The sequence below is a fragment of the Kitasatospora sp. NPDC058032 genome, from assembly GCF_042885845.1.
In the GTDB taxonomy this organism is placed as follows: domain Bacteria; phylum Actinomycetota; class Actinomycetes; order Streptomycetales; family Streptomycetaceae; genus Kitasatospora.
Genome location: NZ_JBHVRK010000013.1, coordinates 221,837 through 240,440, shown reverse-complemented (window position 1 = coordinate 240,440; position 18,604 = coordinate 221,837). Strand labels below are relative to the sequence as shown.

The 18,604-nt window shown below is 73.8% G+C and carries 15 protein-coding genes; 9 read left to right on the top strand and 6 right to left on the bottom strand.

All coding sequences use genetic code 11. The annotated features are described in order from the left end of the window. Window positions 1–15: 15 nt before the first annotated feature. The 6 genes from ACFVUH_RS22180 (at window position 16) to ACFVUH_RS22155 (ending at window position 9,674) form a co-directional block, all read left to right on the top strand. The gene (locus ACFVUH_RS22180) at window positions 16–546 is read left to right on the top strand and encodes a hypothetical protein (RefSeq protein ID WP_355369241.1); all 531 of its coding nucleotides are present in this window, start codon (window positions 16–18) and stop codon (window positions 544–546) included. 126 nt (window positions 547–672) lie between these two features. Beyond that, window positions 673–1,704, top strand: coding sequence for a 3-oxoacyl-ACP synthase III family protein (locus tag ACFVUH_RS22175; protein ID WP_387915033.1), 1,032 nt, complete (start codon window positions 673–675; stop codon window positions 1,702–1,704). 1 nt (window position 1,705) lies between these two features. Further along, complete coding sequence (locus ACFVUH_RS22170; protein ID WP_387915032.1) at window positions 1,706–2,557, top strand: 2-oxo acid dehydrogenase subunit E2; 852 nt, start codon at window positions 1,706–1,708, stop codon at window positions 2,555–2,557. Beyond that, window positions 2,557–3,336: a thioesterase II family protein gene (locus ACFVUH_RS22165; RefSeq protein WP_387915031.1), complete on the top strand. Its 780-nt coding sequence runs from the start codon at window positions 2,557–2,559 to the stop codon at window positions 3,334–3,336. Before ACFVUH_RS22170 ends, ACFVUH_RS22165 begins: the two co-directional genes overlap by 1 nt. 81 nt (window positions 3,337–3,417) lie before the next feature. After that, the gene (locus tag ACFVUH_RS22160) at window positions 3,418–8,121 is read left to right on the top strand and encodes a type I polyketide synthase (protein WP_387915030.1); all 4,704 of its coding nucleotides are present in this window, start codon (window positions 3,418–3,420) and stop codon (window positions 8,119–8,121) included. Between the two features lie 62 nt (window positions 8,122–8,183). Then, window positions 8,184–9,674, top strand: a complete 1,491-nt coding sequence (locus ACFVUH_RS22155; RefSeq protein WP_387915029.1) for an FAD-dependent monooxygenase — start codon at window positions 8,184–8,186, stop codon at window positions 9,672–9,674. Window positions 9,675–9,756: 82 nt separating this feature from the next. Here the strand turns inward: ACFVUH_RS22155 and ACFVUH_RS22150 are convergent, their stop codons facing one another. From ACFVUH_RS22150 to ACFVUH_RS22140, 3 genes are all read right to left on the bottom strand, one after another. Continuing rightward, on the bottom strand, window positions 9,757–10,602 hold the full coding sequence (locus ACFVUH_RS22150) for an ABC transporter permease subunit (protein ID WP_387915028.1): 846 nt from the start codon (window positions 10,600–10,602) through the stop codon (window positions 9,757–9,759). Continuing rightward, a complete protein-coding gene (locus ACFVUH_RS22145) occupies window positions 10,599–11,516 on the bottom strand; it encodes an ABC transporter ATP-binding protein (RefSeq protein WP_387915027.1) in 918 nt (305 codons plus the stop codon). The genes ACFVUH_RS22150 and ACFVUH_RS22145 overlap by 4 nt, the downstream gene beginning before the upstream one ends. Before the next feature lie 136 nt (window positions 11,517–11,652). Beyond that, window positions 11,653–12,351: a TetR/AcrR family transcriptional regulator gene (locus ACFVUH_RS22140; RefSeq protein ID WP_387915026.1), complete on the bottom strand. Its 699-nt coding sequence runs from the start codon at window positions 12,349–12,351 to the stop codon at window positions 11,653–11,655. A gap of 220 nt (window positions 12,352–12,571) precedes the next feature. On the opposite strand from ACFVUH_RS22140, the gene ACFVUH_RS22135 reads away from it, so the two are divergent. Next, a complete protein-coding gene (locus ACFVUH_RS22135; protein WP_387915025.1) occupies window positions 12,572–14,491 on the top strand; it encodes an HAD-IIIC family phosphatase in 1,920 nt (639 codons plus the stop codon). Further along, the gene (locus ACFVUH_RS22130; protein WP_387915024.1) at window positions 14,491–14,727 is read left to right on the top strand and encodes an acyl carrier protein; all 237 of its coding nucleotides are present in this window, start codon (window positions 14,491–14,493) and stop codon (window positions 14,725–14,727) included. The genes ACFVUH_RS22135 and ACFVUH_RS22130 overlap by 1 nt, the downstream gene beginning before the upstream one ends. A 46-nt stretch (window positions 14,728–14,773) precedes the next feature. Here the strand turns inward: ACFVUH_RS22130 and ACFVUH_RS22125 are convergent, their stop codons facing one another. The 3 genes from ACFVUH_RS22125 to ACFVUH_RS22115 form a co-directional block, all read right to left on the bottom strand. Further along, entirely contained in the window at window positions 14,774–15,529 is a 756-nt protein-coding gene (locus ACFVUH_RS22125; protein WP_387915023.1) for a BTAD domain-containing putative transcriptional regulator, read from the bottom strand. Then, complete coding sequence (locus tag ACFVUH_RS22120; RefSeq protein WP_387915022.1) at window positions 15,526–16,317, bottom strand: thioesterase II family protein; 792 nt, start codon at window positions 16,315–16,317, stop codon at window positions 15,526–15,528. The genes ACFVUH_RS22125 and ACFVUH_RS22120 overlap by 4 nt, the downstream gene beginning before the upstream one ends. 998 nt (window positions 16,318–17,315) lie before the next feature. Continuing rightward, a complete protein-coding gene (locus ACFVUH_RS22115) occupies window positions 17,316–17,642 on the bottom strand; it encodes a MazG-like family protein (protein WP_387915021.1) in 327 nt (108 codons plus the stop codon). Between the two features lie 301 nt (window positions 17,643–17,943). Between ACFVUH_RS22115 and ACFVUH_RS22110 the strand changes: the two genes are divergently transcribed. Continuing rightward, entirely contained in the window at window positions 17,944–18,582 is a 639-nt protein-coding gene (locus tag ACFVUH_RS22110; protein ID WP_355369269.1) for a carbonic anhydrase, read from the top strand. Window positions 18,583–18,604: the final 22 nt, after the last annotated feature.

Below are 18,604 nucleotides of genomic sequence, written 5' to 3'. Positions count from 1 at the left end.
GGAGAAAGGACAGACATGTCCCGTACCACTGCGACCGTGCGACCGGCCCGCCTCGCGGCCTTCGCCGTCACCGTCAGCAGCGCCCTCGTCCTCGCCGGCCCCGGCGTCGCCTCGGCGGCGTCGCCCACCGGGGAGCTCGCCTCCCGGGGCTGCGTCGTCTTCGAGAACCTCACGGACACGGTGGTGGCTCTCGAGATGCACGACCAGGGCTCCCCGGCGATCGAGGTCGGGGACGGCGCCACGGTCCACGACGTGCTGACCGATGCCGAGGGCCGGTCGGTCGGCTCGCTGACCGGTGAGATGTCGATCGTGTTCGCCAGGCAGAGCGACCAGCACTTCATCGGCTACTACCGCGAGGAGATCCAGCTGCCGGGCGGGTCCGTCCGGACCGCCGGCCTGGTCGACATCGCGGGATCGACCGCGGGCGTGCCGCAGACCGTGGCCGCCTTCGGGACCTCCGGCCGCTACCGGGGCAAGCTCGGCACCCGTACCTACCAGCTCGTCGCACCCAACGTCTACCTCACCAACATCAAGGTGTGCGGCTGACCTCAGGGCCGATTCAGCGACGCCGCTGAGCAGGGACCGGTGTGCGGGGTCGGGGGTGGCCCCGGCCCCGCGCACCGGTTCGCGTCTGTCGCCGATCCCTGACGCCGCTGCCGGAAAGGACCTCAGATGGACGCTCCGGACATCCACATCCGCTCGGTGGGGACGGCGCTGCCCGGCCCTCCCGTCGACAACGCCGCCGTGGGCCGGCGGTTCGGCATGGACGCGCTGTGGGAGCAGTGGGTCGACGCGTTCGTCGGCACCCGCTCGCGGCACCTCGCGGTGGACCTGGAGTCCGGCGAGCGCCGGCACTCGCTCGTGGACATGGGCGAGCAGGCGGCGCGCCGGGCGCTGGAGGCCGCAGGCGTGGACGCGGCGTCCGTGGATCTGATGGTGTTCGCGACCGCGACCCCGGACGTGTTGATGCCGGCCTCGGTCAACCTGGTCGCCGACCGGCTGGGCATCGACGACGTGCCGACGTACCAACTGCAGTCGGGCTGCTCGGGGGCGTTCCAGGCGCTCGATGTGGCCTACAAGATGCTGCTCACGGGCCTGCACCGGACGGCGCTCGTGATCGGCGCCGACACCTGTGCCAAGCATCTGGACCTCTCCGCCGACCTGCGCAGCCTGCCGCCGACGGAGATGGTGAACTTCATGCTGTTCGGGGACGGCGCGGGGGCGATCGTGCTGTCCACCGAGCCGACGCCCGGGTCGGTGCGCCTGCACCGGGTGCTGAACCGGCTGACCGGACTGGGCCGCGCGCCCGCGCAGACCATCGAGTGGTTCGGCACCGCCGACCGGCACGAGAAGCGGCCGTCGAGCAGCGAGGACTACAAGGCCATCGAGGAGTCGGTGCCGGTGATGGCCGTGGAGATCCTCCAGGAGCTGCTGGAGGACTTGGACTGGCAGGAGAGCGACGTCGACTACCTCCTGCCGCCGCAGCTGTCCGGGCAGATGACCGCGAAGATCGTCGCGGAGCTGGGCATGGTGGACGCGCAGGAGGTCAGCTGCGTCCGCGAGACCGGGAACAACGGCAACGCCCTGCCGTTCCTGCAGCTGGAACGGCTGCTGCCGAGGATGGTGCAGGGCGACCGGGCCCTGGGCATCGCGATCGAGTCCAGCAAGTGGATCAAGGCCGGGTTCGCCCTGGAGAAGGTCTGACATGACGCAGCCCTCCGCCGTGACGGCGATGGCCCGGGAGCGCCGGCACACGCTGGCGTTCCTGGACGAGATACGCCCGTTCGCCCCCGTCTTCCTGGACACCGAGGTCGACATGGGCGAAGTGGTCGCCCACCGGGGCGCGGCCCGTGCCCTCGGCCGGCGCTACTCGGTGGTGTCGTACATCCTGCTGGCGGCCGCGCGGGCGCTGCGGGACCACCCCGAGGCCAACGCGGCGGTGCGCGGCCGGCGCCGGCCGCGGATCGCCCGCTACGCGTCGGTGAACGGCAAGCTGGCGCTGGACCGGAAGGTCGGCGGGCGCCGCGTCGTGCTCTCCGCGGTGCTGCCGGACCTGCAGCGGGCGGACCTGGCGGAGATCCAGCGGCGGGTGGAGCACTTCCGTGACGGCGATCCCGCAACCATGCCCGAGTTCGCCGGCGCGCGGCTGCTGCATCGGCTGCCGTGGCCGCTGCGGCCGCTGCTGTTCCGGCTCGGGGTGCGGCCGCTGCGGCGGCGGGCGGCCGTGTTCGGCACGTTCGCGGTCAGCTCGCTGGGCCACGGCGTGGTGGACGGCTTCCACTCGGTCGGCGGGACGACCGTCACGCTCGGCGTGGGGCGGATCGCCGATCGCCCGGTGGTCCGGGACGGCCGGGTCGTCGTGGCGCCGGTGATGCGGCTCAGCCTGGCCTTCGACCACCGGGTCATCGACGGGGCGGAAGCCGCCGACGTCCTGGCGGACGTGAAGCGGCACCTGGAGCGGTTCGCCGGGACCGCCGCGGACGGCGCGGACGGCGCGTCCGCCGGTGCGGACGGCCTGGCGGCGGAGGCCTCGGCCGCCGCGGACACGGTCCGATGATGCCGCGGAGCCCCGTCGGCACCCTGGCCGCCGGACCGGGCACCCGCTACGTGATGGCGGCGCCCGACCGGCGGGCCCGGCTGCGGCTGCTGTGCTTCCACCACGCGGGCGGCGCCGCGTCCGCGTTCGCCGGCTGGCAGCGGGCCCTCGGCCCCGACGTCGCGGTGCTGCCGGTCCAGCTGCCGGGCCGCGAGGGCCGGATCCGCGAACCGCGCCTGCTCGACATGGACGAGCTGGTCGACGAACTCGACGACCAGCTGGGCCCGTTGCTGGCCGGCCCGCACGCCTTCTACGGACACAGCATGGGCGCGCTGGTGGCCTACCGGCTGGCCTGCCGCCGTCAGGAGGCCGGCGCGCCCCCCGCCGCGCTGCTGCTCGGCGCCTACCCCGCGCCGCACCTGCCGACGGCGTTGCGGGACGAGGTGCAGCACCTGCCCGACGACGAGCTGACCGCGCTGCTGCTGCGGATCGGCGGAATGTCGCCCGGGCTGGTCGACCACCCGCTGTGGATGTCGGCGGCGCTCTCCCTCTTCCGGGACGACCTGCGGCTGTGCCACAGCCGTCCCGGCCCCGCCGCCGAACCGCTGGACTGCCCGGTGGAGGTGTTCGCCGGCACCACCGACCCGCTGGTGGCGTCGTCGGACGCGGCCGCGTGGCGGCGCCACACCCGCGCGGCCTTCCGGCTCCACCTGGTGCCGGGCGGCCACTTCTTCACGCGGGACAGCGAGCCGGTGTTCCTGAGCCTGCTCAGCTCGGTGCTGGCCGCAGTGGCGCGTTAGAACGCGCCAAGGCTGCCGTTAGCCGCCGCGACCAGTCTGTCTGCCGTGTCCCGTCCCGTCTCGGGGAAGGTCGAAAGTCGGATGACGCAGGAAGAGAAGCTCGTCGACTACCTCAAGTGGGTGACGGCCGATCTGCACAGCACTCGGCAGCGCCTGTCGGAGGTCGAGTCGGCCCGGCAGGAGCCCATCGCGATCGTCGCGATGAGCTGCCGCTACCCGGGCGGGGTCGCCTCCCCGGAGGATCTGTGGCGGCTGGTCGCGGACGGCGCGGACGCCGTCTCCGGATTCCCGGTGGGCCGCGGCTGGGACGTGGAGGGCCTGTACCACCCGGACCCGGACCGGCCCGGGACGACCTATGCCCGGGAGGGCGGCTTCCTCCACGACGCCGACCACTTCGACGCCGCGTTCTTCGGGGTCAGCCCGCGCGAGGCGGTCGCAACCGACCCGCAGCAGCGGCTCCTGCTGGAGGCGTCCTGGGAGGCGCTGGAGCGCGCCGGGATCGACCCGACCAGCCTACGGACCTCGGCCACCGGCGTGTTCGCCGGGGTGATGTACGGCGACTACGGGACGCGGGTGCAGCCGGTGCCGCCGGAGGTCGAGGGCTACGTCGGCGCGGGCAGCGCCGGCAGCGTCGCCTCGGGACGCGTGTCGTACACGCTCGGCCTGGAGGGCCCGGCCGTCACGGTGGACACGGCGTGCTCCTCGTCGCTGGTCGCGCTGCACCTGGCCTGCCAGGCGCTGCGCCAGGGCGACTGCACGCTCGCGCTGGCCGGCGGCGTCGCGGTGATGGCGACGCCCGGCGTGTTCATCGAGTTCAGCCGGCAGCGCGGACTGGCCCCCGACGGGCGCTGCAAGTCGTTCGGGGCCGGGGCGGACGGCGCCGGCTGGAGCGAGGGCGTCGGCATGCTCGTCCTGGAGCGGTTGTCCGATGCCCGCCGCAACGGGCACCCGGTGCTCGCCGTCGTCCGGGGCAGCGCGGTCAACCAGGACGGCGCCAGCAACGGCCTCACCGCGCCGAACGGCCCGTCACAGATGCGGCTGATCCAGCAGGCCCTGGCCAACGCCCGGCTGACGGCCGCGGACGTGGACGCCGTGGAGGGCCACGGCACCGGCACCACCCTCGGCGACCCCATCGAGGCGCAGGCGCTGCTGGCCACGTACGGGCAGGGCCGCGAGACGGACCGGCCGCTGCTGCTGGGCTCGCTGAAGTCGAACATCGGGCACGCCCAGTCGGCGGCCGGCGTCGGCGGCGTGATCAAGATGGTGATGGCGATGCGGCACGGCGTGCTGCCGAAGACCCTGCACGCCGAGAGCCCGTCGCCCCACGTGGACTGGACGGCCGGCGACGTGGCCCTGCTGACCGAGCCCGTGGCGTGGCCGGAGACGGGCCGGCCGCGGCGGGCCGGCGTGTCGTCGTTCGGCATCAGCGGCACGAACGCGCACGTCATCCTGGAGCAGGCCCCGCAGGACGAGGCGGACGACGCCCCCGAGCAGGACGGTACGCGGCCGGTGGCAGGCGGCGTCCTGCCGTTCGTCGTGTCGGCGAAGACCCCAGCGGCGCTACGCGCCCAGGCGGCCCGGCTGCGGGAGCACCTGGCCGACGCCGACGGCGGCCCGGCCCCGCAGGACGTCGCCCTGTCGCTCGTCGTCTCCCGCACCCTCTTCGAGCAGCGGGCGGTGGTCGTCGCCCAGGACCGGGAGGGCCTGCTGCGCGGCCTGGACACGCTCGCCGCGGGCGAGAGCTCCACCGAGACCGTCACCGGCACGGCCGGCCGGGCCGGGAAGCTGGCGTTCCTGTTCACCGGGCAGGGCAGCCAGCGGCTCGGCATGGGCCGTGAGCTCTACGGCACCCAGCCGGTGTTCGCGCGGGCGCTGGACGCGGTCTGCGGGGAGCTGGACACGCGGCTGAGCCGTCCGCTGCTGGAGGTGCTGTTCGCCGCGCCCGGCTCGCCCGAGGCGTCGCTGCTGGACGAGACGGAGTTCACCCAGCCGGCGCTGTTCGCCGTCGAGGTGGCGCTGTTCCGGCTGATGGAGCACTGGTGCACGCACCCGGACTTCGTGATGGGCCACTCGATCGGCGAGGTGGCCGCCGCCCATGTGGCGGGCGTCCTGTCGCTACCGGACGCGGCGGCGCTCGTCGCGGCCCGGGCCCGGCTGATGCAGGGGGCCCGGGCGGGCGGGGCCATGCTGTCGGTGCGGGCCGGCGAGGGCGAGGTGCTGGCGCTACTCGCGGGCCGGGAGGAGCGGGCGGGGATCGCCGCGCTCAACGGCCCCGCGTCCACCGTGATCTCCGGGGACGCCGACGCGGTCGCAGAGGTGGCCGCCCGCTGCCGCGAACTTGGCTACAAGACAAAGCAGTTGAAGGTCAGCCACGCCTTCCACTCGGCCCACATGGACGGGATGCTCGACGCGTTCCGCAAGGTCGCCGAATCGCTGTCCTACGCGCCTCCCGCGATCCCCGTGGTCTCCAACGTGACCGGGCGGCTCGCGACGGCGGAGGAACTGGGCTCGCCCGCCTACTGGGTGGAGCACGTGCGCCGCACCGTGCGGTTCCTGGACGGCATGCGGTGGCTGCACGAGAACGGCACGACGGCCTGGCTGGAGCTCGGGCCGGACGCGGTGCTGAGCACCATGGGCCGCGAGTGCCTGCCGGACGCCGACGCCCTCCTGGTGCCGACCCTGCGTGGTTCCCGGCCCGAGGGCCGGGCCCTGACCACCGGACTGGCCCGGCTGTTCGCCCAGGGCCGCCCGGTGGACTGGGCGGCCGTGCTCGACGGGCGGGGCGCGCGGCGCGTCGACCTGCCGACCTACGCGTTCCAGCGCGAGCGCTACTGGCTGGACACGTCCGCCGCCCGCGCGGGCGCGCCGGGGCCCGGCGCCGCGCTCTCCCCCGGCGAGGACCAGGTCTGGGACGCCGTCGAGCGCAACGACCCGGCGGCGCTCGCCGCGGCCCTGGACGTCGCCCCGGACGCCCCGCTCGGCACGGTGCTGGGCGCGCTCTCGGCCTGGCGGCGCCGGCCCCGGCAGCGCTACAAGGTCGCATGGCGGCCGCTCGCCGACCCCGCCGCCGGGCGCCTGTCGGGCACCTGGCTGGTGGCGGCCCCGGCGGGCGCCGCCGAACCGCTCGCGGCGGACGTCGCGGCGGCGCTGGAGGCGCGGGGCGCCCGGGTCGTGTCGGCCGAGTTCCCCGGCGGCGGGCCCGAAGAGGTGCTCGCTGGGCTGCCGGCGCACGCCTCCGGCGGCGACCTCACCGGCGTGGTGTCACTGCTGGCCCTGGGTGAGAAGCCGTGGCCGGGGACGGCACCGGCGCCGTCGGGCGTCGCGGGCACCCTGGCGCTGCTGCGGGCCCTGGTCGACGCGGACGTCACCGCCCCGCTGTGGACGGTGACCCGCGGCGCGGTGGCCGCCGGGCCCGGGGACGGACCGGTCGACCCGGTGCAGGCGCAGGTGTGGGGCCTCGGACGGGCCCTGGCCGCCGAGTGGCCCCGGGCCTGGGGCGGCCTGATCGACCTGCCGGCGGCGCCGGACGCACGCACGGTGGCCCGGCTCGCCGGGCTCCTCGTCGCGGCCGACGGCGAGGACGAGATCGCGCTGCGCCCGGCCGGCGCGTCCGCCCGGCGGCTGGTGCCGGCCGCGGCGGGCCACCCGTCCGCCCCCGGCACGGCCTGGCAGCCCACCGGCACCGTGCTGGTGACCGGCGCGGACACCGCGCCCGGGGCGCACGCGGCGCGCCGGCTGGCCGCGGCGGGCGCCGAGCACCTGCTGCTGGTGAGCCCGTACGAGGGGAAGCCGGCCGACACCGACCGGCTCACGGCCGAACTGGTCGGCCTCGGAGCCCGGGTGACCCCCGCCGTGTGCGACCCTGCCGACCGCGGGGCGCTGGCGGCCCTGCTCGCCTCGGTGCCTGCCGAGCACCCGCTGACCGCGGTGGTGCACGGCGCGACCCGGCTGGACGACGAGGCCGCCGGCCCCCTCGACCTCGACCTGGTCGCCCGCCGCCTCGCGGCGGTCACCGACGCGGTGACCAACCTGGACGAGCTGACCGACGGCCTCGGACTCGCCGCGTTCGTGGTGCTCTCCTCCGTGCCCGGCACGTTCGGCTGCGCCGGACTGGGCAACCACGCCCCCGCGCACGCCTTCCTCGACGCGGTCGTGGAACGGCGCCGCGCCCGGGGCCTGCCCGCCTCCTCGGTGGCCTGGGGGCCGTACGAGGAGGACGGCGCCGGAACGGACGGCGGCCCGGTGGCGGCACAGTGGCGGCGGCTGGGCCTGGCCGAGCTGCGGGTACGGCCCGCCGGCGATGTCCTCGACCTGGCGCTGCGGGGCGAGGGGGCGTCGCTGGTCGTCGCCGACGTCGACTGGGAGCGCTTCCTGGCCCACGCGGACGCCCGCCACCGGACCCGGCTGTTCGACGACCTCCCGGACGCGGCGCCGCACCTGGGCGAACCGGACCGGACGGACCCGGACCGGGCCCAGTGGCTGCGCGAGCGGCTCGAAGGCGCCGCGGCGGACGAACAGGCCGCGGTGCTGCTGGAGCTGGTGGTCGCCCTCGCCGCCGAGGTGCTGGGGCACAGCGGCCACGACGCGATCAACACCGGCCTGAACTTCCTGGAGCTGGGCTTCTCGTCCTTCACCGCCCTGGAGCTCGGCAACCACCTGGTGGCGGCCACCGGCCTGGACCTGCCGCCCGCCGCGATCTACGAGCACCCCACGCCCGCCGACCTGGCGCACTACCTGCGCGTGCGGATCGCGGAGCGGCTCTCGCCCGCCCACGTCCCCGCCTGAGCCCGCTTGCCCGTCCGGCCCCCGGACGCCCCCCGTACCGAACCCTTTTGTAAGGAGATGCGATGAGCGACGGCATCCTGATCGTCGGCGCAGGACCGACCGGGCTGATGCTCGCGTGCGAACTGCGGCTCGCCGGAGTCCCCACCGTGGTCGTCGAGCAGAACCCGATTCCCCGCGAGACCTCCCCCGGGATGGCGATCAATGCCGGGGCCATCGAACTGCTCGACCAGCGCGGGCTGATGGCGCCGCTGCGTGAGGGCACCCTGTCGCTGCCCACCGTCCAGTTCTCGCTGATGCCGCTGGACTCCTCGCGGCTCGACGAGCGGCACGAGGACACGGTGCTCGTGCTGCAGTCGCGCATCGAACGGGTCCTGGAGGACCGCGCCACCGACCTCGGCGCCGACATCCGGCGCGGCCTGCGGGTCGTGGACCTGGCGGAGGACGAGGACGGCGTCACGGTGACCGTCCGCTCGGACGCGGGCGAGGAACGGATCCGCTGCCGATACGTGGTGGGCTGCGACGGGCGGGACAGCACGGTCCGCGCCCTGGCCCGGATCCCCGCCCCCGGTGACGACCCCGACTTCCACGGCCTGGTCGCGGACGTCGAGGTCGACCTGGCGGAGCTGCTGCCCACCCAGATCGGCGCCCACATCGCCCCCACCGGCGGCCACTACGCCGCCGCACCGCTCGCGCCCGGCCTGATGCGCGTGGTGACAGCCGAGTTCGGCGTCCCGTCCCCAGGGGCGTCGGTGCCCGTGACGCTGGAGGAGTTCCAGGACAGCGCGCGGCGCCTGACCGGCGCCGAGCTGCCGACCACGAAGGCCCGCTGGATGGAGCGCTACGGCAATCCGACCCGCAACGCCGAGCGCTACCGCCAGGGCCGGGCCTTCCTGGTCGGCGACGCCGCCCATATCCACTTTCCGCTGAACGGGCAGGGCCTGGGCACCGGCCTCCATGACGCGGTCAACCTCGGCTGGAAGCTGGCGGCCGACCTGAACGGCTGGGCCCCGGAAGGCCTGCTGGACACCTACCACGACGAGCGCCGGCCGGTGGGCGAGTGGGTCTGCACCAACGTGCGGGCGCAGGTCGAACTGAGCCACCCGCCGGAGAAGATGGCGCCGCTGCGCGCGGTCGTCGCCCAGCTGATGTCCCTGAGCGAGGTGAACCGCCACCTGATCGAGCTGGTGACGGGCCTGTGGGTCCGCTACCCGATGGACCGTTCGGGCGCCGACTCCGGCACGGGCCACCCGCTGCTCGGGCTGCGGCTGCGCAACGTCCCGCTGACGACCGCGGACGGCTCCTCGTCCGTGGCCGCCGCCCTGCACCGCGGCCGGGGCCTGCTGCTGGACTTCACCGCCGACGCGGACCTCGGCCAGGAGGCGGCCGGCTGGGCGGACCTGGTGGACGTCGTGCGGGCCGAGGCGACCACGGAGATCGACGCCGCGGCCGTGCTGCTGCGCCCCGACGGGCACGTGGCGTGGGCGGATGCCCGCGGCGACGACATCAAGGGGCTGCGGTCGGCGCTGACCGGCTGGTTCGGCGCGCCCCGCTGACCCGGCAGGACGCGGAAGGGGGGGACCGGCCGGCCGGTCCCCCCCTTCCTTGCGGTCCGTGCCCTCCCGTGCCCGCACGGGCTCACGGGTCGCGGCGCCGGACCGCTTCGAAGCCCGCGAGCAGCAGGAGCGCGACAAAGGCGGCCAGCACCCCGAGCCCGGCCCACGGCCCCAGGGTGTCCTCCAGCGGCACGACGGCGGTGACCCGGCTGCCCGCCGCGGAGGGCCAGAACTCCTTGACGAGCCGGCCGGCCGTGCCCGGCAGGTTCGCCGCGGTGGCGGGAACGATCAGGGTGAGCGCGGCCAGCAGGGCGAACGCCCCGACGGGCGCCCGGGTCAGGGCCCCGATGCCCACCCCGAGCAGGCACACCAGCGCGAGGTAGAGGCCGGTGCCCAGCACCGCCCGTAGCACCTGGGGGTCGCCGAGCGCGACGTGCGGGGCGTGGTTGGCCGCGAGCACCTGCTGGCCGGCGAAGAAGCCGCCGAAACCGGAGAGCACCCCGGCCACCAGCACGACCGCCGTCACCACCAGCGCCTTGGCCGCCAGCAGGCGTCCGCGCCGGGGCACGACGGTCAGGCTCGTGCGGATCATGCCGGTGCTGTACTCGGAGGCGATGACGTGCACGCCCAGGAACCCGGCGGCCAGCTGGGTGATGGCGTAGCCGCGCAGCGCGGTGGCCGTCGGGTCGAACGCCGACCGGTCCGATCCGAGCAGCGAGGGGTAGCCGGTGCCGTCGATCCAGCTGAACACCCCGCCGTAGGCGGACCCCACGACCACCATGAACAGCACGAGGTAGGCGGTGGTCCGCAGGGTGCGCAGCTTGGTCCATTCGGCGTGCAGGGCGTGCCCCAGGGTGGCGCGCGGCTCGGTGCTCCCCGCGGTGACGGTGGTACTGGTGGTGCTGGTGATACTGGTGGTGCTGGTCATCTGCCCTCTCCCCCGCTCGACCGGAACTCGCCCGCGCCGCCGGTCAGTTTCATGAACGCCTCCTCCAGCGAGGTGCGCTGCGGTGTGAGTTCGGACAGCACGGTGCCCGTGGCCGCGGCGAGCTTTCCGATCTCGGCGCTGTCGGTGCCGGAGACCAGCAGGGCTCCTTCGGTGCCGTTGTGCACCACGGCCCCCGCGCGGGCCAGGTGCGCGGCGAACGCGGCGGGCTCGTCGACGCGCACCAGCACCGAGTGCGGCGCGTTGGCGCGCATGAAGGCGTCCACGCTGGTGTCAGCGATGATCCGGCCGCGGCCGATGACGAGGAGGTGGTCGGCGGTCAGGGCCATTTCGGCCATCAGGTGGCTGGACACCAGGACCGTGCGGCCTTCGGCGGCCAGGTCCCGCATCAGGGTGCGGATCCAGACGATGCCCTCGGGGTCGAGGCCGTTGGCCGGTTCGTCCAGCATGAGGATGCCGGGGTCGCCGAGCAGGGCGGCGGCGATTCCGAGGCGCTGGCCCATGCCGAGGGAGAAGGTGCCGATCCGCCAGCCGGCGGCCTTCTCCAGGCCCACCAGCCCGAGCACCTCGTCGACCCGGCCGCGCGGGATGCCGTTGCTGTACGCCAGGCACAGCAGGTGGTCGTAGGCCTTGCGGCCGGCGTGCGCGGCGCGGGCGTCCAGCAGGGCGCCGACCTCGCGCATGGGCGCCGGCACGTCGGTGTACCGGCGGCCGCCCACCGTGACGGCGCCGCTGCTGGGCGTCTCGACGCCCAGGATCATGCGCATGGTGGTGGTCTTGCCGGCGCCGTTGGGACCGAGGAATCCGGTCACGATGCCGGGCCGGACGTCGAAGGTGAGGTCGTCGACCGCTGTTTTGTTCTCGTACCGCTTGGTGAGGCTTCTGGCCTCGATCACTGCTCGCCTCCGGTTCTGGCGCGGGAGCACGGAAATGGAAGGCGCCGCGGCCTCCCGGGGGTGAAGGTCGCGGCGCCGGTTCTGGGTGAGGGTGGTGCGGTGTGCCGTCGTACGGGTGGTGCGGGGTACGGCGCCGTCAGGCGTACGCGCTGCTCAGCTCCGACCGGACGGCTTCGACGGTCCGGCCGAAGACCGTGATCGTCCCGGCGGCCAGGGCCTCCGTGTCGTCCGGCCCCAGCGCCTTCTCGGCGGCCATGGTCAGTCGGATGGCGTCCGCCATCAGGTCGGCCCTGCGTTCGAGGTCGGGGCCGAACTCCTCTCCGGTGCGCTCGGCGAGGAAGAAACCGCGGACGATCACGCTCATGAGGTAGGCGGCCTCTTCGAAGCCGAGGTCGCCGCGCAGCACCCGCCGCTCGACGAGGAGCTCCAGGTAGCGGGTCTCGGGGGCGAGTTCGAGCTGCTTCTCACGGCGCACGGCCTCGTTCTCGGCGAAGCCGATGAGCGCGTCCGAGTCGGCGACGAACAGGGCCCGCAGTAGCGGACGCCGCACCACCTCCAGGGCCAGGATGCGCATCAGCCGCCACGGCAGGGCCAGTTCGGAGTCCTGGCGGAGCTTCGTCAGCAGTCCGCTCAGCATCTGCTCGGACTCCCGCAGGAGCAGCGCCCGGAAGAGCGCCTCCTTCGTCCTCCAGTGGAGGTAGACGGTGCCCTTGCCGACGCCCGCGGCCCTGGCGACGTCCTCCATGGTCACGCGCTTGTACCCGTGACGCAGCATCAGCTCGGCGGCGGCGTCGAGGATCCGCTCCGCCCTGTCCCTTCGCGCTTCCTCGCTCACGACTCAGCCCGCCTTTCTCCTGACCTCGCCCCAAACTTATGACCAAAAACGAAAGTTGGTCAACAGTCATCCGTCAGCAGTTCCGGCGTCCGCACCCACCTGCCGGGTCAAGGCGTACGTAAGCGGGCGGTTAGCGCGGCCACCGACGATCGAGCACGCGCCGCACACCGGTGCGCCATGCCCGGGCGGCCCACACGCAGCTCGCGAGAGAGGACGCAGGATGGACACCCCGGTACCGACGGACGGCCCCGCGCGCGAAACGGCCCCCCTCACACCGGAGCGACGGCTCCTCGAACTGGTCCGCTCCGGCCGGCTCGCCGCCCACTACCCGGAGGTCCGCGGCCTGCTGTCCGAACTGTCGGGCGAGGGCCTGACCCGGGCCGGGCAGCTGCTCGGCCGGCTCGACCCGGACGAGGTCCTGCGCGAGCACCCCGCCGTCCCGGCCGTGACCGTCGCCGTCACCGGCCACGGCACCCTCTCCTCCCTGGTCGCGCCGCTGACGGCCGAGTTCGCCCGGCACGGGCTGCTGCTGCGCCCGCACGTCGCGGACTACAACTCCTTCGTCTTCGACCTCTCCGACCCGGGCAGCGCCCTGTACGCGGCCGCCCCCGAACTGGTGCTCTGCGTGCTGGACCCGGCGCTCGTCTTCGACGAGGTCCCGACCCCGTGGCACGTGGCGGACGTCGAACGCGTCCTCGACGAGAAGATCCGGCTCCTCGAAGGCCTCGCCGCGGCCTTCGGGACCACCAGCCGCGGGACCCTGCTGCTCAACACCCTGCCGCTGCTGCGGCGCCACACCGCCCAGCTCGTCGACTACCGCTCGCGCGCCGCGCTCGGCGCCGTGTGGCGCGACGCCAACGCCCGGCTGCTGCGCCTCGCCGAGGGCCATCCCTCGCTCGTGGTGCTCGACCTCGACCCGCTCGCCGCGGAGGGCGACCTCGTCAGCGACGCGCGGCTGAGCGTGTACGCCAAGTCCCACTTCTCCCCCGCGCTGCTCGCCGCCTACGCGCGGGAGGCCGGGCACCTGGGCCGCCAGCTGACCGGACGCACCAAGAAGACCCTGGTGCTCGACCTCGACAACACCCTCTGGGGCGGGGTCCTCGGCGACGACGGACCGGACGGCATCGAGGTCGGCGGCAGCTACCGCGGCGAGGCGTTCCTCGCCTTCCAGCGGGTCGCCAAGCAGCTGGGCTCCCAGGGCGTCCTGCTCGCCGCTGCCAGCAAGAACGACCTGGAACCGGTGCGCGCGGTCATCCGCGAACACCCCGACATGGTGCTGCGCGAGGACGACTTCGTCCGGATCACCGCCAACTGGCGGCCCAAGTCGGACAACCTCAGGGACCTCGCCGAGGCGCTCAACCTGGGCGTGGACAGCTTCGTCTTCGCGGACGACAGCCCCTACGAATGCGGGCTGGTGTGCCAGGAGCTCCCCGAGGTGGCGGTCGTCCGGCTCGACGACGAGCCGGCCCTGCACGTGGAACGCCTGCTGCGGGACGGCTGGTTCGACACCCGGGAGCTCACCGCCGAGGACCGCAGCCGCCCCGCCAAGTACCGCGAGGAGAGCGCCCGCTCCGACTTCCTGCACAGCTTCTCCTCGCTCGAGGACTACCTGCGCGAACTCGACGTGCGGGTGACGTTCACCCCCGTCGAGGAGCGTGACGTCCCCCGGGTCTCCCAGATCACCCTGCGCACCAACCAGTTCAACCTCACGACCGAACGCCTCCAGCCGCAGGACGTCCGGGACCGGATCACCGACCCCGGTACCTGGGCGCTCGCGATCCGCTCCACCGACCGCTTCGGCGACAACGGCCTGGTGGGCGCGGTCTTCGTCCGCCGCGACGGCGACACCGCCCAGGTGGAGAACTTCCTGCTCAGCTGCCGGGTCTTCTCCCGCGGCATCGAGCAGGCGTGCCTGTCCGCGCTGCTCCGGCACGCCCGGGACACCGGCCTGAAGGCCGTGTACGGCAGCTACCGGCCGACGGCCAAGAACACCACCGTCAAGGACCTGTACCCCCGCTACGGCTTCCAGCCGGCGGCCGACGACGGGACGACGACGACCTACCGGCACGACCTCGCCGACATCGTCCCGCCCCCGGAGCACATCCGACTGACCGCACACCCGGAAGGACAAGCACTGTGATGACCATCGACGACTTCGTCACCCTCGTCCGCGACGAGCTGGGCATGCCGGTGACGGCCGAACACATCGGCCTGAGCCTCGACGAGGTGCCGGGCTGGGACTCCGTGCACCTGCTGTGGCTGGTGACCGCGCTGGAGCGGGAGACCGGCCGCCGGGTGGCGCTGCCCGACCTCCTCGAAGCGTCCAGCCTGGGGGCCGTCCACGCCCTCTACGTCCCCGCCGCCGGGGCCGCCTGACGCGTGGCGCGCGTCAGGCGGCCGGTTGCCGGCTTCCGGTTGCCGGCTACCGGGCCGGGGCGTCGGCCATGAGAATGGTCTGCTGGAGGTCCTGGACCGAACGGCACGGCTCCAGGCCGAGTTCCGCGTTGAGCGTCCGGCGTGCCGTCTGGTAGACCATGAGGGCGTCCGCCTTGCGGTCCGAGCGGTACAGCGCGAGCATCAGCTGCCGGTAGAAGACCTCCCGCAGCGGGTGCTCGGCCGTGAGCGAGTACAGGCTCGGCACCAGCTCCCGGTGGAAACCGAGTTCGAGCTGGGCGTCGGCGAGCATCTCGCTGCACCCCAGGCGCAGTTCCATCAGCCAGGTGACGTACCGGCTGATGGCCGAGCCGCTCGGCAGGTCACCCCGGGTCGGCCCGCGCCACAGCCCGAGCGCCGACTCCATCAGCGCCGCGGCCTCCTCGAAACGCCGCTGCTTGATGTGGTTGCGGCCGAGTTCCGCCAGCCGGACGAACTCGTGGGCGTCCAGCTCGTCGCGGGACAGGTCCAGCAGGTAGCCGCCGGCCTGGGTGACGATCGGGTTCCCGGCGCGGTCCGGCCGCGCCAGGAACTTGCGCAGGTGGGAGATGCTGACGTGCAGCGCGGCCCGTGCCCGGCGTGGCGGGTCGTCGCCCCACACCTCGGTGATGAGGTCGTCGGCCGGCACCACCTGGTTGGAGCGCACCAGCAGCAGGCCCAGCACGAGCTCCCTCTTGGGGGCGCCGATCGCGAGGACGTGGTCGCCGTCCACCACGCGCAGCGGCCCCAGGATCTCGTATCTCATCTCCCGGCGCTCCCTTCCACCGACACCGCCGGAGCCTGCCCGTTCAAGGCTTCGACGACCGCTCCTGCCACCTCCGCGCGGCAAGCATCGAGGTAGAAGTGCCCCCCGGGAAAGACCTGCAGGTCGAGTCCCCCCGCCGTGTGCTCGCTCCACGCCTTGACATCCTCGACCGACGCCTCCGGGTCGCGGTCGCCGACGAAGGCGGTGATCGGGCACTCCAACGGTGGTCCTGACACGTGGCTGTAGGTCTCCACGGCCTTGTAGTCGCTACGGGCCACGGGCAGCGTCAGCTCCAGTAACTCCTGGTCCTGGAGGAAACGCTGGTCCGTTCCGCCGAGCCGGACCAGGTCCGCGACGAACCCGGGGTCGTCCCGCAGGTGAACGGTTCCGGGGCGGTGCAGGGAGGGCGCCCGCCGGCCCGATACGAACAGGCACCGCGGACCGGTCGGCGTACGCTCCTGGAAGCGCCGCGCGACCTCGTAGGCCACCAGGGCGCCCATGCTGTGCCCGAAGAACACGAAGGGCCGGCCGCTCCAGGAGCGCAGTGCCTCGAAGACACCGTCGGCAAGACCCCCGATGCTGTCGAGCAGGGGTTCGGACCGCCGGTCCTGGCGGCCCGGGTACTGCACGGCCAGGATCTCGACCTGCGGGGACAGCGACTTCGACATCGGGAAGTAGTAGCTGGCGGAACCACCCGCGTGCGGAAAGCAGATCATCCGCGGCGCGTCCTCGGGGGCGGGGTGGAACCGGCGGATCCATCTTGACGGCTCGTCCGGAGCTGAGCTCATGGCTTCCTCTCGTTATACTGGAAGGCCGCTCGTCCTTGTACGAGCGGCCTCCATCGCTGCGGCAGGGCCGGCACCGCTCAGACGTCGCTTGTCAGCAAGCGACTCGCGGTCATAGGGGTCAACGCGGCCCAGGTCAGACGCTAAACGGCACCGAATCTGCCGAGCCACCCCCTAGCCCCCCTGTTCACGGGCCGTCACCTTCAGGGGCGGCAGATCTCGCGAACCCGGACGCCCCCCGCGAGCAGGGCCCGGGAAGCACCACCGAACCGGTCTCTCGCGTCCGATGACGCGGACCCGTGCGCGGGCCCCGCCCGACTCGGGCCTTTCCCGCGGCCGGACCCGCGCCGGCGGCCGGGCGCAGCCTGCCGGCGCCCGCGCCGTCGCAGGCCCGCCGGCGGCCGGGGAAACGGGCCAGGCCACCGTCCTTGCACCGTCCTGCGCCTTCCACGGGATGCGGCTCTCTGCGCGGTGCTCGCCCGGGACGAGTCCCGATGACAGCCGACCGGGGCACGGAAGATCCCCACAACTGCCACAGGCGTTGCGCAACCCCTACCCGGGCTGAACACATGTGCCACCCGCTGGTGCCGGCCCATGTGCCGGGCAGGCCGGAGGCACGCCCGGACGTGCGCGTCGGCCTTGTTGCCGGGTCCGGGCGGGCGCAGCCGTCCACGATCCACAGCCGGCAGCGGGCCCGGGCACTGCACGACGCGGCACACCGTCGCCGTCGAGCAGCCCGGTGGCCTCGGCGACGCCGGAGACCACCTGGCAGGACAGCAGCCCGAGCACCGCCGGGCGGTCCGGCCGCCACACCAGCGCGACCGACCTGGCGGTCGGCTGCGGCAGTCCGGTCACCATCTGCCGGCAGGTCATCGACGCCAGGCGTGCCGAGTACGCGTCCGTCCCCTTCCTCGACCAGGCACAGCTCGTCGTCCCGCAAGAGATCCTCCTTCGCTCGGGCGGGGTGGGGCAGGGTGAGGTGGAGGTGAGGTGGGACGTCGCTACGGCGCTACCGGTCGCGCCTGTGCGCGGGCGGCGACCATCCGCACGTGCTCCTCGAAGAACCAACGGGGGTCCCCGCCCATCCGAACCAGCAGGACCAGCGCCGTCACCGCCACGTCGCACGCCTCCTTCCGCACGTCGTCCCAGTCATGGGAACGCCCCTTGCGCGGGTTCTCGCCGAGCGCCCCGATCGCCGCCTCGGCGACCTCGCCGACCTCCTCCTGGAGCTTCACGATCTGCACCAGCCAGCGCTGCTCGCCGACCAGCGCGGATTGCGAATCAAGGCCTTGGGCAAGGGAGTTGAGCGTCTTCCAGGTGTCGTCCATGGCGGTGGATCCTGCCGCTGTTCGAACCGCTCGTTCAACACGGGCGGTTCTCGGCGAGCCTGTGGCGAACGCGGCGTTTTCGAGCAGCAGTCCGCCCCGGCCCCGACCCGGCCCGCCGGGCGTTCCCACGGCCGAACCCGCCCGCGCCCGGTTCGACGTCCGCCCGGGAAGTTCACCTGACCGGGTGCAATCCGGGGCGCGGCCCGCATTCGAGCCCCGACCCCCGCACCGACCCCACGCAGACCCCGCACGGGCCCCCCGGTGCTGCCGGGTCCCGGTGCCCCACCCTAGGCTTGCCACCATGACCGGCGATCGAATGACTGTCCACACCGCCCTGGAGACCCTGCTGGCCGGCAACCGCCGCTTCACGGCGGGCGCCCCCGAGCACCCCAACCAGGACGCTGCCCGGCGGGCCGCCACCGCCCCCGCCCAGAGCCCGTTCGCGGTCCTGTTCGGCTGCTCCGACTCCCGCCTGGCCGCAGAGATCATCTTCGACCAGGGCCTGGGCGACCTGTTCGTGGTCCGCACCGCCGGGCACGTCGTCGGCGCGGAGGTGCTCGGCAGCATCGAGTACGGCATCAGCGTGCTCGGCAGCCCGCTGGTCGTCGTCCTCGGCCACGACTCCTGCGGCGCCGTCGCCGCCACGCGTGCCGCCGTCGAGGAGGGGGCGACCGCCACCGGCTACGTGCGCGACGTGATCGAGCGCGTGACGCCCAGCGTGCTGGCGGCCCGCGCGGCCGGCTACACGGAGAACTCCGACTTCATCGACACCCACATCGAGCACACCGTCGACCTGCTCCTGGAGCGCTCGCGGACCCTCGCCGAGGCCGTCGCCGCCGGCACCACCGCCGTGATCGGGATCTCCTACCGCCTGGCCGACGGCACCGCCCACCTGGTGACCTCCCACGGCCTGGAGAAGCCCGCCGACTCGCCCTCCTGACCAGCACGGCACAATCCGGCAC